This is a genomic window from Ruminococcus albus 7 = DSM 20455 (assembly GCF_000179635.2).
GTDB classification, from domain to species: domain Bacteria; phylum Bacillota; class Clostridia; order Oscillospirales; family Ruminococcaceae; genus Hominimerdicola; species Hominimerdicola alba.
In genome coordinates this window covers 1,271,383-1,287,068 of sequence record NC_014833.1, presented here as the reverse complement: position 1 = coordinate 1,287,068, position 15,686 = coordinate 1,271,383, and the positions used below count along the sequence as shown (strand labels likewise).

Here is a 15,686-nt window from a genome sequence, read left to right as displayed (position 1 = left end):
GATTATTATCCAATACGGTTTTTTGAAAAAAATATAAAAACCGCAAAATCATTACGGTTTAGTATCCTAAGCATAATTATTTTGCGGTAAAAAATTATTATTTGATTTTCAGTGAGATAATGATACGATTAATTTAAGTCAAATCACTATTCCTCGGGAATAAAGAGCAGTTCGCTTTTCAACGATTTCTGTGGTATTTTTTGCTGCGTTCCTATCGTCAGAACAGAAATCTATATATTATTAATTTAACGAGAAAACCGACAACAAATTAAGTTGTGAATTGTAACAGATAATTCTGATATGTTAATTTTTTTATTTTATTTTACGTTTATCTTTTCTGTTATTCTGACATTCAGGACTACAAAATTTTTTTCTTGAATTGGTACTGCTGACCTCAAAATAATTCAAACAAGTAGGGCATCGTTTGTATATGACCAAGTCAGGATTTGAAAATGACAACGAATAATAGAGTCCCTCAAGAAGAGTTTCCATGTGAATTTCATTTACTCTCAAATAAGGATTATATACCACCTTAACACCCCTCAAATTATAGTTTATCTCGTTTGTCAGTATTTCCCGGGCACAAAGAACAAGTGTGTTTTTATCATCATCATTAAAATTTTCCCTATGGACTTGATCATCGTCGTAAAATATTAATCCATTATCAGAAAATTCTTTTATTATTCCAACATTTTCGTAGTAATAATACAAAAAATCGAGCAACACATTAGTGTGATAACTATATCCATTTACTTTATGATATGCGTCTGAAATTCGTTTAAGTATGTCATCATCAACTCCACTTCTCTTAGAATCCGTTTCACCATTGATTTCGTCAAAAAAAGGATCGTTGAAATCCTTATGTCTTTTATCCAAAACACCAAGCTGTTCACAAATACTAGGAGTCAAATCATCTTCCTCTTGGTCGTCATACTGAATGGGGGCATATGGATCTGAACCGACCCTATCAGGTTCGCTATTTTCTTCCGATCCCCAACTACCATATGACTTACTGCCTCTATTGTTATCAAGCACCAATCTGATTTCATGAGTATATGATCTGTATTTTGAATACCTGGTATTTATCGTAAATGGTTCTGATAATATCAGTTTCATCATGTATACTATTATCATTTCGTAATTAGTGTTAGTTGTTTGTAATTCGTTAAATAACTTTACGATTGCCGTGAGCCTGTTTACCAGATTCTTAACGTCATTAAATTTTATCTTTTCATAATCGTCATCGGGTATCTTGAAGAGGAAACCATAATTGGAAAAAAAATCATAAAGTTGCTTGATACCTTTTTTCTCATTTTCTGTATCTATCGATATAAACTTAAGTAAAATATTGTCCGTCATTTTAGGATTATTAGTCGAAAGCTTTACTAATCCTAAAGAATGATTATAGAATCCAAACTCAGCAAATCGCTTTTTACATTTCACTCGAAACGCATAGTCGTTTTTACCCCAAGATTCTTTTACTACATCAACTTCACAAGTGTCATTCTTAAATGTGCACGAATTATCAGAATAATTAAAATAATACATTATAAAACCTCCCAAGCATTTTATTCGGTTGCATACTATGTCTTGTTTTTTCACCGACTATTCTCACTCGCCGTGCCAAAACCCTTTACCATACTTCATAGTCTTCCTCCCAGCATCATGAAAAAAAGTTTCTGACATATGGTTAACAAGTGTCTGGTAGCCAGAATAAATAAGATTTAAAAAATGTTTACCTTACTAAAAATTATCAGTTTTCGCCTAATAATCAAGCATTAGAAAGTTGCCTGATTTTTAATATATTCATGATTTTTAATTACTTTCAGTGTATATATCAGTATTTTTCTATACTATATTACTGGTAAAATACTAGAATGATATATTAGTCATGATATACAGCAAAATCCCTGTCTTTTCAAGTAATAATATTTATGGTATAATTACGCTAACACAAGTTACTCTTACCAATTTGGTAAGTGCCGTTGACTTTTACAAAGAAGAAATCACTGATGGCAAAATTTGTAACTCAGCGGCTATTGTACCAGTGTTTATAACAGTGAACAACACAAGAGGATTCCATCAGGAATCATTCGCCGTATTGTTCTGTTATCGACGGTAATTGGGGCATTTATCTGTCTCTTATGGTCAGAATTACACGTTACAAAAACACTGACAATAAGTGCAGTGTTATAGACAGCGTATGGTCATTTTCTATTATACTATAATAAAATCACAATGTCCATAGCTTATTGTCATACTTAACATAAGGAGAGATAAAATATGTCAGATATTGACAAGAAAAAACCTTCTAGTTTGAAGCCAGAATTCCAACCGGGAATAGTTGAAAATCCGGATGGTACCCTTAGCATAGAACAAGGTAAGGGAAAGGAACTGGAGACCATCACTAACTTCACGATCGTTAGTATGGGCGCATATTCAGAAGAAGACCAGATTAATGTCTGGCTCAAACTGCGCAGCAGGAAGAATACGGAACAAACTATCGTTTTTCCGTATGAAGATGTTAGAAAACGTCGTGCATTAAAGCATTTACCTCCAGGGTTTGTTTATTATTTAAGTGAGGCCACGATGAACAAGGTGTTATCTGAGATAATAAATCTGAACCTGGACGGGATCGAACCTTTAAAATTCAATAGCGTTAAACAGGGTTTACACTACGATTCTGTGCTGAAACGCCATTACTTTGTCTTAGGCAATGTGATGATAAATGTTGACAAGAGTATGAATCTGATCAACAATTGCGGTATACAGCTCAGACCAAGGAATCATGGTTACGGATATATGGATTTGCTTACCAGGATAGCCAATTCGCCAGTATTTCCACCGGTTTTGTTACTAACTGTGCTTTCTTCATTCGTAAAGCACTTACTTGAAGATGGCACCGAAGAGCAGTATGGTTATACAAACTACATATTCGGACCTACCGGTAGTGGAAAAACCACCATAGCCAAATTTTATGTGGATCTGTTTTCCGGCAGCGAGAACATAGCCTCACTTTCAAGTGAGAAGAAGGCTATCGATCAGCTGAACATCTTTACAGATATCCCAATTTTGGTTGACGATCTGAATAAGTCGATCTCATCAAGGGTAACGAATGCCCAAGAAGCCAAGCTATCTATGTGGATCCAGCATAACCAAGGCGCAGGCAACAGCATGGATAAAGGCATCAATGGAAAACTGAATCACGTGGCTTACGTTACAGCGGAATATGTGCTGAATAATTACAGCACACTAAACCGTTGCTTACTTATCAAGCTGAATCAGTCATTTGATCCTGCCGAGCTTTCCTTTTTCACAGAAAACAAGGCCAGATATCTGGCATTTATCTATGATTTTCTTGAATGGGTGTGCCAGAATTACGATGAACTCAGAACAAAGGCAGTCAATGAACTTGCTGCGTGGAGATCCGATTATCGTAAGTATGATGCTTCAAAATACGAAGGACTTCACCGCGTTTTGAGAACCAAGCATCTACTGGAGATAACACTTTCAATATTTAAGCTTTTCCTCAAAGAAAAGCTTAAACTTGATACTAAGATGATCGATCGTTTTTCAACCAAGCTTGAAGCGTCAATAGATACCTGTATAAATGATACACTAGGTTATATCGACACTTCAAAATGCGAATCCGGCTATGATTTCATAATACCTTTGATCAACAAAGTGCTGTATCGGCAATTCTGTGAAATCGTAACAGAGAATTGGAAAGAGTATCATAAGGCAATGAAAACAGCTGCAAAAAGTGGTACATTGCCCAAATTTATTTTTTTCTATGACGGACAGTGCCTTTGTGTAAAAGGTGATACTCTCGTAGCATGGCTTAAACAAGTCAACAAGCTCGAAGTTAAGCCTACTAAGCAGGCGGTATCCAAACAGCTGCATTATCACGGTCTTCTTAAAGTTGTAGGTGGAGAATATGTCAGTCATATCAACATCCCCGAAAAACCTAAAGGTGACTACTATCAGATCTACCTGTCTCGTCTTGAAGAACTAGACCAGAACAGACAGCGTAAAGAATATGGCAAAGTCAACACAGATTTTTACAATCTTCCTTGGGCCGGCGATCACAGAGGTTCCGCGCAATATGGTACTTGGGGCGATAATAAATCCCACTAGCCCAATAACAAGTCAAAATCAAAGGTACCTCAGGGTCAATCTAAGCAGTAATACAGCATATCAAAGTTTCTTAGTTATACATAATTTTAGTATACAACACTGGAAGTTCCTCATTCACAGAGGAGCTTCCGACAACTACACATTAATGAAAGGAGGTTCGAACATGAGAACTAAGGAAATCATTGCTGAACGCAACGAAACCGTCTACCTGTTGGACAACAAGACAGTCCCTATCTGGGAAAAGAGTACTCTTACCATAGCGGAAGCTGCCGAGTATTCCAACATCGGGCAAAACAAGCTCAGAGAGCTGACCGCTGACGAGAATTGCAAGTTTGTGATTTGGATCGGCAACAAAAGGCTCATCAAGCGTAAGCCGTTTGATGAATTTATTGCTAATGCCTATTCCATCTAGCAAATTGACTATACGGCGGACGTTAGGTTTAGCGTCCGCCGTTATTTATAAAGGAGGAATTCTTATGGCTAAAAGACGCAGAGACAGCAAAGGAAGAGTATTAAAAAAGGGTGAGCAGGAACTTGCTAACGGTACTTATCGCTACGATTACATTATGAAAAACGGCAAGCGCTGCTTCAAGTATGCCAAGACTCTGGAAGATCTTCGGCAGAAAGAGGAAGATATCGTCAGCAGTCATGCATACGGTATTCGTCCCGATGCAGACAGTGTACTGCTCAACAATCTCGCAGACATATGGTTTGCTTTGAAGAAAGGACTTAAAGACAACACCTTTCAGAATTACAAGTATATGTATGACAGTTTTATTCGTTACGATTTTGGCAAATATAAGGTTAAGGGCATCAGATACTCCGATGTACTGTCATTCTACAATAGGCTTATTTACGAGCGAGGTCTAAAAGAGAACACAATCGAAGTCATACAAAACATTCTGCATCAGGTGCTTGATCTGGCAGTACAGGACAATTATCTAAGAACTAACCCCTCTGACAATGCGCTGAAACATTTCAAGCAGGCTAGTAACTTTGATACCGAAAAGAAACGTGCTCTGACACGCGAGGAACAGGATATTTTTATGAACTACATTTCCAGAAACGGGAAGTACCATCACTGGTATCCTATTTTCTACATAATGCTAAATACCGGCATGAGAGTTGGCGAGATAACAGGCTTACGCTGGGAAGACGTTGATCTTGACGGCGAATTTATCAGCATTAACCACACACTCGTATATTACAAACATAAGGAAAACGGATGTTATTTCAACATTCACACGCCCAAGACCAAGGCAGGTGTAAGAACGATACCTATCCTCAACGGTGTAAAAGAGGCTTTTATACAGGAAGAACACTATCAGCGTGAAGCCGAGATCGAATGTACTGTCACGATAGACGGCTACACCAATTTTGTGTTTGTCAATCGTTTCGGTAATGTACATAATCAGGGTACACTGAATAAGGCTATACGTCGGATCACTCGTGACTGCAACGAAGAGATAATAGCCAAGTCAAAGGGAAAGGCAAATGTAACATTACTGCCAAGATTCAGCTGTCATTCGCTCAGGCACACTTTCGCTACCAGACTGTGCGAATCCGGAGTTAACATCAAAGTCATTCAGGACGTATTAGGTCACGCTGATTTCAATACCACGATGAACGTCTACGCTGAAGCCACCAAGGACTTGAAACAGAGGGAGTTCAAAGAATTTGATCGTTATCTTAACGATAGCGGTGATGAAAAGGAATAAGAAATCACCGATGTGTTCACTGCAACACATCGGTGATTATTTATACACTGTTATTTATAATCTTCAATTTGATGCGAATTTGATGTTTTGATGCGAAAAAATGTAATTTCAGCACCTCTTAAACCGCCTAAATACGCACTTTTCTTAGTCGATGCTCTTCATCGTCGGGAAAACATCCCCGACAATTCATAACCCTTCGCAGCCCTTCAAAACCCTGTATTTTCAATGGGTCTGCATTTTCGGTTTTACATAATTCTTCATAAGTCTTCACAGTTGGTCGTAAAACGGTCGTAAGTTGGTCGTAAGCTTTCACTCGGCATCCTCATCGGTCAGCGACTTGAAATACTCCTCGAAACCGATCATCTCTTTCGACTTCAGTTCCTTTGTCGCATCGGCGTAAATCCCTAAAGTAGTTTCAACGTCGGCGTGCCCGAGAATATCCTGCATCGCCTTGATGTTCACGCCCGCCTCGCACATTCTCGTCGTGAAGGTGTGTCTCAGCGAATGGTTGCTGAAATTCGGCAGGGTAGTGACTTCCTTGCCGCCGCTATTGTCGAGCAACTCATAATTGCAGTCACGGATTATCCTTTTCAGCGCCTTGTTGAGCGTTCCCTGATGCTGAACGTTCCCGAAGCGGTTTACGAAAATGAAATTGCTGAACCCGTCAACCTCCGCCTTACAGGTGATGCCGACTTCCTCCTGAAACGCCTTTTCTTTCAAAAGAGCTTCTCTCACTTTCGGCAGCATGGGTATCGCCCGCTTGCCTGCTTCGGTCTTGGGAGTATTCACCGCAAAGGTGCAGCCATTCTGCTTTCCCATGCTGAAATATACAAGCGTGTGATTTACGCTGATCGTGTTCTCCTCAAAATCCACGTCCTCCCAGCGAAGCCCCGTAAGCTCTCCGACTCTCATGCCAGTCCACAGCATTACCGTGAATATCGGCAGCCAGTGCGCGTATTTAGCCGAGTCTGCGAGATAGTTCTCGAAGATCTGCTGTTCTTCAAGAGTCAGCGCTCGTCTTGTGTCAAAGTCGCTGCTGTGCGCACGTTTCAGTTCTTTCAAGGCGTTGTCCGAGGGATTGTATCTGAGATAATCGTCCTCGACAGCCAGCTCCAGAACCTGATGCAGCACAGTATGTATGCAGTCGATACTGTTGACCTTGATGTGCCGCTCGTCAGCGAGATAATTGTAGAACGCTCTCACATCGGTGCGCTTGAGATCGGTCAGCTTTATCCTGCCGAACTTCGGCTCCACAAACTGCTCATAGGAATACTTGTAGTTGGAGAAGGTGTTGTCCTTCAAGCCCTTTTTCAGCGTTTTCCACTTGTTGTACAGATCATTTATCGTGAGATTTTTCACGTCCGCGTTTATACCGTCAAGTGTATCGCGCAGTACATCAAGCTCCTTCTCACGAAGCTCATCGAGTGTCTTGGCATACACCGAATGACGTTTGCCCATCTTGTCGCGCCACTTGAATTCAAACGAACCGTTTGACCTCTGATATTCGCCCTCTTTCAGGACTCTTTTCTTGTTATCCTTGCGTCTCTCTATTGCCATGATAAACCTCTCTTTCATAACATAGAGGACACGTCTGATGTAATTATTATACACCAAACGCGCCCCGATGTCAACTATATTTTTATATCGAATATGCCTTTGCCAGATATTCCTCCAGCTTCAAGCGTTTTATCAGTCTTTTGGTGCCGACCCATATAACGAAGTCGCAGTTTTCGTCATTTGTAAGCTCCCGCAGCTTGTTCTGTCCGATGTTGAAATATGCCGCGGCTTCTTCAAGCGTCAGGTTTGATTTCTCCCAAATAGGAACTTCATTTGTTGTCTTTCTGTTCAATCTATCATCCCTTCCAAAAAAAATTTTCAAGTTCTATCAAACATACAGTAAAACATTGCAAATCACCCCAATTTGTGATATAATAGTTGTATAATTCTTTGTAGGAGGCACCCCATGACCCGCTGCGATTTCTGCTCGATAATCAACATCATAACCGATTACATCAGCGAAGCAAAAGCCCTGAGCCAGACCGAACTTGTGTTTCAGCTGTTCAACGAGTTCGCCAATGAGAATGACGATTTCGATTTTGATCAGGGCAGAGTCAACCGCTGGTTCAAGGGCAAAGACCCCATAAGTCCCACAATAACGCGCTTCTATTTGCAGGACGGTTATGCGGAATACCTCGCCTCCGATCTTGAAGAAAAGATATTCCCTCTGATGACTGACCTTGACAAAGCCGCGCAGGAAATATACGATCTGCTGATGAACGATATTTCCGTGTCCGACCAAAAGAAAACCGACCTCACGGAGCTTTATCCTCCGCGGAATTCTACCGACGCGGCAGACTTCATTTCCGCAGTAATGCTTTTCGGCATGGAGCGCAAATTTCAAAAACGTGATCCAAAACTGATTACAAGCGGCACCCTTTCACCCGCTGCCGCCGACCTCATTATGTCAGGCTCTGTACCAAATCCCTGCAAGCATTTCTGCGGGCGCGATAATGAAATATCCGAACTGCACACTCTGTTTGAAAAGCACAGCAAGATCTTCGTCACGGGTCTCGCGGGCATAGGCAAAAGCGAATTCGCCAAAGCCTACGCGAAGACCCACAAAAAGTACTACACCAACATTCTCTACTTCACATACCCCGGCAGCCTGCAAACGCTCATCGAGGACATGGACTTCGCCGACGATCTCCCGACCGACGATAATACCACTCGTTTCAAAAAGCACAACCGCTTTCTGCGCAGCCTCAAGCCCGACACGCTGCTGATTATCGACAATTTTAATACCACCGCCGCGAACGAACCGCAGCTCGATGTGTTGATGAAATACGGCTGTAAAGTCATTTTCACCACGCGCAGTCATTTTGAGGTAGGATATACTTATGAACTTTCCGAAATATCCGACCTCGAAAGTTTGGTATCACTCGCAGGACATTATTATACCGAAGTCAACAATAATCGTTCTACTGTCGAAAACATAATCGAGACCGTACACCGTCACACGCTTTCAGTAGAGCTCGCCGCAAGACTCTTGCAGACAGGTATCCTTGAACCTGACGAGATACTTGTAAAACTCTCCGAAAGCTCCGCCGCGCCCGAAGCCAACGACAAGATAACTATCAACAAAGACGGTCGTACCAAGAAAGCGACCTACCACGCCCACATTCAGACGCTTTTCTCGCTGTTTGCCTTGAACGAAGAAATGCAGGCTGTCATGCGCTCCGCCGCATTTATCCCTACCGCCGGAATAAGAGCCCGTCTTTTCGCAAAACTGTTCGGGCTGGATACTATGGATACCATAAATGATCTCATCGAGATAGGCTTCATACAGAACCTTGAAACGGACAAGATCACTCTGCACCCGCTTGTGCAGGAGATAGTCATTTCCGACCTAAATCCCGACACCGATAATTGCCGCGCTCTGCTTGACAGCATACACCGAATCTGCTTGCAGCATGGAATGGATATTTCATATTATCCTGCGCTGTTCGGTACTGTGGAGAATATCTCGGATAAAATCAAAATATGTAACACATCAGATTATCTGCTGTTCATCGAGGATTGCTTTTCCTACATGGAAAAGTACCGTTATGCAAGCGGCATGAACAAGCTCCTTTCCAATATGACCGATCTGCTTTCAGATGATACATTTGCTACACAAAATGACCGCGCATTACTTCTCAATAACCAAGCCTCCTGCGAAGGTCTGCTGAACGGCAATTACAAGAAAGCCATCGACCTTGAAAAGCGCGCTATTAATATGTGCGACCCGACGGAAAATCCCTTGCTCGCCGCCAATCTCCACATGAACCTCGGCTATCTCTACCAGGCGGACGGCAAGATCGACCTCGCGAAGCCGAGTATGGAGAATGCTATGCAGATAATCGCGGAGGTGAACGCTCCGACCCACGATGTGATAATCATGTCGCGCAATTATGCCCGACTTCTCGCGGAAACAGGAGAAGCCCGCCGAGCGATAACCGCGCTCCAAAAGTGCGCCGATTTCGTAAAAGCGACCAACTCCGAGACGACCTCCGACTACGCCGACCTCCTTTTCGACATAGCCGGCATTACGTCTCAGTTAAGCGGTATTCAAACCGCCGAGCAGTATTTTATTCGTGCGTTCAGGATTTACCGCGATGTTCTTCCTGATAACGACCTCCGCGAAAAAGCTGCACTTGCGGTCAAGTATTTCAATCGTGCGGGAATAACAAACCTACCATCATACCTTGCGCTCAGTGAAAATGCTGCCACAGCAGAATGACCGTCTGCACGATGACCGCGACGGGCGCAAGACTGTACCACAAACCAATAAGTCCCGCCGCATGACTTGCTTTGTTCAACTTTTCAGCACTCTTTTCCAACGCAGTTTCCATCTCCGAAACTGCGTTTTTGCTGTTCGCCAATAGTTTATCAAACATCTTGTTCTGCTGACCGATGATATTGTTAAGATTATCATTCAGCACCTTAGCGGCGTCTTTTCTTACGCTTTGGCGATACTGCTCCTGAATGTCCAACAGCCGCAGCTGATTCTCGTTCATCTTCCGCAGCTCTGTCTGTGTATCTTTCATAAAATCCGTCAAGACCGTGCACATCTTGTCTACTGTTGCGAGCAGCAGTGCGGTCTGGTACTTGTCCTCTGCCGTCTGACGTTCCTCTGCTTTCAGTTTCATAACGTTCTCCCACAGCCCGGAAAGCTCCTGCTGTGGAGTATTCTCGGCATTTCTTTGTAAGCTCATATTCTATCCCCTTTCTCGTGTATAGATCTCCTAACCTGCTTCCGCGGACAGAGACCGACTTACCGTTCTTGTCCAAATACTGCGGGTGCTTATAAGACACCGTATTCCCCACGACCCTGCACTCGACATTGTAATGCTCTTTCAAACTACGAATAACATCATCGAAAGTGCGGTTGTTCGGGTCTGCAAGTTCTATTCTTATTACCTCACGCAATTCGTCCTTAAAGCTCTCCGCGCCTCGCTTTTTCATTTGTGCTTCACCGAATGTCAGCTTGTCTTTTTGACGTGACATATCGTGATTATAGAAACTATCCCTTACCGAATGAGTGAAACCATGCTCCAGACATTTCTGCCCGAAATACTTCGACATCTCATAAAGATCATGCTGGCTTCTGCGATATGACTTGCCGTTTTCCATGTTACAGTTACTGATCAGAAAATGCGCGTGAATGTGATCGGTATCGGTATGCACCGCGAACAGCACCTCGTAGCCTTTGCTGTGAATAAAATGCTCCGCAAAATCCTGCGCTATCTCAAAGGCTGTTTTGTTATCCACATTATCCAGCGGGTGAAACGAGATCGACATTTTATGCGCAAGAATAGTATTCGCCTTGTGCTTAGAGTAGCTTTTACCGTTCAGTTTGCGCGTGACCAGTATGCCGTTTGCGAAGTTCTCGCGGTTGCAGCCCAGGGCAGTATAAAGCCCCTCGGAAGTCTTTTTCACACCGCTTTCGATCTGCTCCTTTTTCTGTCCGAGCATATAGTCCGCCGCGGCTTTCAGCGCCCCGACCGACTTGCAGGGCGCGTAATCAACATTGACGTTCCCGAACGGCATTAGTCCTCCACAAGTGGCTTGTCAAGGAATGCCGACAGCCTGTCCATCGCCTCACAAAAGCTTTTCTGATAATACCTCAGCGCGACCTGCGCCTTATCGCTCTGAAAAGTATTTGCAAAATACGCCACCTGATTCAGATTCACGCCGATCTTTCTCAGCTCATGGACGATAGATTTTACCTCATCATCGAATCTGTATACCTTTATATTAGAGCCGCGCACCAGCTTCATGAAAAAATCCGTTTTGCTCATACCGCTTGCCTTACGCTTTTTTTCAAAAGCCTCCAACTCCTTTTCGGTCAGCCTTATATTAAACTGCTTGTCCCTGTTTCTATTCATTAGACCTCCTTACCCGCCGACGAAATCGAAATCAATATCGTCGGCAGACACATTATTCTCGTTTGTGTTCGTGATATTTATGGTCGGTGCAGCCGTGTTATACGGCATGACCATTTTCGTGAAGCAAGCCGCAAGGAATGTAGGCAGAGATTTCTCGACAGCAGTCTCAACCGCAGAAACGATTTGCTCAACGAACTTATCCTCGCGCTCGCGGGTCTCAAAATACGGGTCATCTTTCTTGCGATAATAATTCTTGAAATAATCCGTCACAGCAACTGCGACAGCCTGACTGTATGACTTGAACTCGTCCTTATCCATGCCTTGCAGATAATCCCACGCCTGTCTGTCAAGAGGCTTGTCGAGATTGAATCGCAACGTGGTACATTTGATATTGCTCATGTTAACCCTCCTTTTTCAGCTGTTCATATGCGATCGTTTCATACCCCTTTGCCGCCGCGCAAATGTCATCAATTATCGTCACCCTGCTTATGTCATACTCTCCAAAATTCTGGATGATGCAGCCCCCGCCGCCCGCAATATAGAGCCTCATCAGCTCGGGGTCGTACTCATATTTGTCAAGCGTCTGGAACAATTCGCCGCAGTACGATTTAATAGTAACGGTTATGCAGTTCAGATACTTTTCCGAAATATCCGCCTTGCCGGTGCGAATGACCTGCTCGATAATGCTCTCGTCGATTTTCGTGCAGAACTTATCCATGACTGCATTTTTCGCCGCTATCACACACTGATTCACGCCGAGCTTCTCCGTATAGCACTTGCTTTCTATCGGACGCTTGTTGTTGATGAACATGATGTTCATGGTGCCGTTACCGATGTCCGCCAGCAGGTTCACGCCCGTCAGCTGCGGAAGCCTGTCAACCACAGCGGGATACCCTTGCGGATAGATCGAGCACCCGACAAGGTGAAGCTTGTACGCCACGTCATTAAACGTGAACTTCACATTCTTGTTCTTCATAATGTACCTGCGGAAATCCTCACGCTGGGTCTTGACCCACGTCAGAGGCAGCCCCCCCGCGATATGCACATCGGCTTCGGTGCAGTACAAACAGCGAAGCTCCTGTGCGGCAGCCGCGAGTGTCAGCAGATAGAAATCCTCGTCCATCGACTTGTCAGCAATAAATGCTTTGTGTCCCTCACCTATGCGGTAGTACACTCCGTCATAGATCAGAATGTTCCCGTCAAAGGTCGGCGCAGTCTGATACGCCGTGATACCCGTGGGCATGATCGTGTTGGCAGTCTTGATGTTGCCATAGCCGTGATCCACGCCTATGATCTTCGTTCCGTTCTTCAATTCTCTCATTGAAATCCCTCCATTTCATATTCAGACGGTTGTAGCACCTCTCTGATGCCTTCCGTCGTGCTTTAATATACCACAGATTCTCCGATTTGTCATTGAGTGAAAAAGGAGCGAAAAAGGATTAATTTTGCGATGTAAAATTCCGCTGATACCAAAAATCGCGTCGGCGCATACGCGCCTGATACTAATTTGCAGCAAAAATGGTATGAAAAACAGGCATAAAAAAACAGCGGTACCGAACAAAGTGCGTTTCGGTATCGCTGTCGTGCTTTATTATTCGTTTGTGCGTTCAGCCGCGCAAAAAGCGCGGCGAAAAAAGTTCATGCTGCGTAAATGGCAGCATAGGCAGGTAGCACCGCTGGCTATACAAACCCCGACTCATGGCGGGCTTTGCATAGGCTGTGCGGTACTACCTGCTCAGAGGGAGTACCCTCCGAGACCTCCCCGGAATAGAGCATACGCTCATATAGCAAAGGCTTCTGCTGGTTTGTATGCAGAAGCCTTGATATTTTCTATCTCCACTTTCCCTTCGCTAAAAAAACTCTCCAGTTGTGCAAAAACTGAACATCTGATGTGCTATAATAGACGTAACGAAGTGGAAAAGGAGGTAAATCGTTATGCTTAAAATGTCAACTGTATTACAGCACCAACATACTGTTGAAATCAGATGTGAAAATGTAAAAAGAGCGACCTGTTGCGAAGCTGGTTCGTATGATCTGGTGTCTTACTGTAAAACATGCGGCAGAGAATTATCTTTCCGCACTATTAACACTCCGGTGAAAGCTCATGTATATGGTAAACCGACGGTTGATGATGATGCCGATTCTTATTTGTGGATCGACCCGGACAAGCATCTTGTTATTAAATGCGAGGTCTGCGGAGGCTACTTGTTCCCAGGGGACGATACAAAATCTGCTGATCTATGTTTTGATAGTATCGGAAAGATTCCTTTCTTTGATACTCGCGGAATTATGCCCGGGAAATGGTCTGAGAGCCTGCAAGATGAAGAAGATACATACGATCAAAGTTCCGAGATCGAGAAAATATTGATGAAATCAAACCTGTATGAGGGAATGGAATACAACAGAATAATAAAATTGCCTATATACCATCAAATGAGAAAGATCGGATATGATTACAGTAAACGCTATAAAAGCTTTGTTTTCGTGGGATTAGTACGGGAGAATTGAAAATGAAGCTGCCTCAGTATTGCTTTCGACGGGATTTTATGATATAATTCTATTGTAGTCGTTATTTCTTTTCTTGTTGGGAGGCAGCTATGGACCACGAGCGGATAATACATATTCTGAATTACCTCACCCGGGCAACGGACGAGGAGCATGGAGTAACGATCAGAAATATCAGAGATCACCTTGCAAACAGTGCAGGTATGTATGATGTGTCCGCGCTGACCGTCCGGCGTGATATAGAGCGGCTTGAAACTGCGGGTTATCATATAACCAAAACTATCGGTGCTCACAACACGACATACTATCATCTGACGAACAAGAGCTTCACGGTGGGTGAACTGCGCTTTCTCGTTGACTCTGTTTCTATCAATAAGTATCTCTCCGCAAGACAGAAGCAGGAGCTGATAAAAAAGTTTGAAAGTATGTGCTCCGAAGCGGAGATAAGGCAGCTCATCAGCCGTATCGAGCTGAACGAGGCGGGCAGAGTACCTCGTGACCTTCTCGGAAACCTTGATACGATACACAAGCTGATCTCCGAAAAACGCAGGATCAATTTCAGCTATGGGAAATTCGACACACACCAGCAGGTGATATACTACGACAAACGCCGAAATATGCTGCCTGTCAAGGTTATTTATATGAATGAGAGGTTCTATCTTCGGTGCTTTAACGAGGAAACAGGGCAGTTCCGCACATACCGCATTGACCGCATGAAGAACATCAAAGGCGGCGAGGTCAGCAAAGTCAAGCCCCCCGCGGACGAAAAACCGCAGGGCTTTGTAGTCGATGTATTCCCGCCGGAAAGATACGAAATCGTCACCTTCAAGATCAGGCGCTATCTTCTTGATGAAATGATCGAGCAGCTTGGGGACACCGTCAGTTCTCGCGAGGATTTTGATGATCCCGAGTACGCAATAGTCCGCGTAAGCTGCGGAATAAACAGGCAGTTCTATCTGTGGGTGATGCGCTATGGTGACGGATTGGAAATAGTCTCGCCGAAGGACATCAGGAAGGGGTTCGCCGAGGAACTGAATAAGGTTTCGGACAAGTATTCAGATATGTAAATGCTGAACAACTGATGTGCATGTTATTATAGTGATTGGTGTCGTAAGCAACACATTATTACTTCGGCAATTATATAATTTGACCGGCGCAAGCTCAATCTTTTAAAAACGTGTAATAGCGTACTATTTGCGAATCCTTGTAAAATCGAGCCAATTGTTTAATTGCCGAAGTAGTAATATCTCGGAAATAGTTTTTTTCTGGCGGTTGGTTTTACATTATATTCAACCTAAAACTAGAAGGCGGTTTACAATGATTAATGAGATATACAACAACTGTGAGCGCCAACTTTCCTGCCGCTGAGCTATACGAGGAGTAGTTTTGTGTCATTTTG

Annotated in this window: 14 protein-coding genes; 6 read left to right on the top strand and 8 right to left on the bottom strand. The window is 43.3% G+C overall.

Annotated elements, in window-relative coordinates; translation table 11 throughout:
• Nucleotides 1-312: 312 nt before the first annotated feature.
• Nucleotides 313-1,548, bottom strand: a complete 1,236-nt coding sequence (locus tag RUMAL_RS05620; protein ID WP_013497809.1) for a hypothetical protein — start codon at nucleotides 1,546-1,548, stop codon at nucleotides 313-315.
• Nucleotides 1,549-2,283: 735 nt separating this feature from the next.
• Between RUMAL_RS05620 and RUMAL_RS05615 the strand changes: the two genes are divergently transcribed.
• The 3 genes from RUMAL_RS05615 (at nucleotide 2,284) to RUMAL_RS05605 (ending at nucleotide 5,855) form a co-directional block, all read left to right on the top strand.
• The gene (locus RUMAL_RS05615; RefSeq protein WP_013497808.1) at nucleotides 2,284-4,137 is read left to right on the top strand and encodes a hypothetical protein; all 1,854 of its coding nucleotides are present in this window, start codon (nucleotides 2,284-2,286) and stop codon (nucleotides 4,135-4,137) included.
• A gap of 163 nt (nucleotides 4,138-4,300) precedes the next feature.
• Nucleotides 4,301-4,549: an excisionase gene (locus tag RUMAL_RS05610; RefSeq protein ID WP_013497807.1), complete on the top strand. Its 249-nt coding sequence runs from the start codon at nucleotides 4,301-4,303 to the stop codon at nucleotides 4,547-4,549.
• A 64-nt stretch (nucleotides 4,550-4,613) separates the two neighbouring features.
• On the top strand, nucleotides 4,614-5,855 hold the full coding sequence (locus RUMAL_RS05605; RefSeq protein ID WP_013497806.1) for a tyrosine-type recombinase/integrase: 1,242 nt from the start codon (nucleotides 4,614-4,616) through the stop codon (nucleotides 5,853-5,855).
• A gap of 309 nt (nucleotides 5,856-6,164) precedes the next feature.
• Here RUMAL_RS05605 and RUMAL_RS05595 read toward each other — a convergent pair whose 3' ends face one another.
• Nucleotides 6,165-7,412 (bottom strand): tyrosine-type recombinase/integrase, encoded by a 1,248-nt coding sequence (locus tag RUMAL_RS05595; RefSeq protein ID WP_013497805.1) that lies wholly within the window; start codon nucleotides 7,410-7,412, stop codon nucleotides 6,165-6,167.
• Between the two features lie 82 nt (nucleotides 7,413-7,494).
• On the bottom strand, nucleotides 7,495-7,704 hold the full coding sequence (locus tag RUMAL_RS05590; protein ID WP_013497804.1) for an excisionase: 210 nt from the start codon (nucleotides 7,702-7,704) through the stop codon (nucleotides 7,495-7,497).
• Nucleotides 7,705-7,818: 114 nt separating this feature from the next.
• On the opposite strand from RUMAL_RS05590, the gene RUMAL_RS05585 reads away from it, so the two are divergent.
• Nucleotides 7,819-10,134, top strand: coding sequence for a tetratricopeptide repeat protein (locus RUMAL_RS05585; RefSeq protein WP_013497803.1), 2,316 nt, complete (start codon nucleotides 7,819-7,821; stop codon nucleotides 10,132-10,134).
• Here RUMAL_RS05585 and RUMAL_RS05580 read toward each other — a convergent pair.
• From RUMAL_RS05580 to RUMAL_RS05560, 5 genes are read right to left on the bottom strand one after another with little or no spacing between them, the layout of a single operon-like run.
• The gene (locus tag RUMAL_RS05580; RefSeq protein WP_028504274.1) at nucleotides 10,106-10,336 is read right to left on the bottom strand and encodes a hypothetical protein; all 231 of its coding nucleotides are present in this window, start codon (nucleotides 10,334-10,336) and stop codon (nucleotides 10,106-10,108) included. The genes RUMAL_RS05585 and RUMAL_RS05580 overlap by 29 nt on opposite strands.
• Before the next feature lies 1 nt (nucleotide 10,337).
• Complete coding sequence (locus RUMAL_RS05575; protein ID WP_013497802.1) at nucleotides 10,338-11,444, bottom strand: relaxase/mobilization nuclease domain-containing protein; 1,107 nt, start codon at nucleotides 11,442-11,444, stop codon at nucleotides 10,338-10,340.
• Nucleotides 11,444-11,782, bottom strand: a complete 339-nt coding sequence (locus RUMAL_RS05570) for a plasmid mobilization protein (RefSeq protein WP_013497801.1) — start codon at nucleotides 11,780-11,782, stop codon at nucleotides 11,444-11,446. The genes RUMAL_RS05575 and RUMAL_RS05570 overlap by 1 nt, the downstream gene beginning before the upstream one ends.
• 9 nt (nucleotides 11,783-11,791) lie before the next feature.
• Nucleotides 11,792-12,181, bottom strand: coding sequence for a hypothetical protein (locus tag RUMAL_RS05565; RefSeq protein ID WP_013497800.1), 390 nt, complete (start codon nucleotides 12,179-12,181; stop codon nucleotides 11,792-11,794).
• A gap of 1 nt (nucleotide 12,182) precedes the next feature.
• Complete coding sequence (locus tag RUMAL_RS05560) at nucleotides 12,183-13,103, bottom strand: ParM/StbA family protein (RefSeq protein ID WP_013497799.1); 921 nt, start codon at nucleotides 13,101-13,103, stop codon at nucleotides 12,183-12,185.
• 614 nt (nucleotides 13,104-13,717) lie between these two features.
• Between RUMAL_RS05560 and RUMAL_RS05550 the strand changes: the two genes are divergently transcribed.
• Both RUMAL_RS05550 and RUMAL_RS21235 read left to right on the top strand, forming a co-directional pair.
• On the top strand, nucleotides 13,718-14,290 hold the full coding sequence (locus tag RUMAL_RS05550; RefSeq protein WP_013497797.1) for a hypothetical protein: 573 nt from the start codon (nucleotides 13,718-13,720) through the stop codon (nucleotides 14,288-14,290).
• A gap of 89 nt (nucleotides 14,291-14,379) precedes the next feature.
• Nucleotides 14,380-15,354, top strand: coding sequence for a helix-turn-helix transcriptional regulator (locus tag RUMAL_RS21235; RefSeq protein ID WP_013497796.1), 975 nt, complete (start codon nucleotides 14,380-14,382; stop codon nucleotides 15,352-15,354).
• The last annotated feature ends 332 nt before the right edge of the window (nucleotides 15,355-15,686 follow it).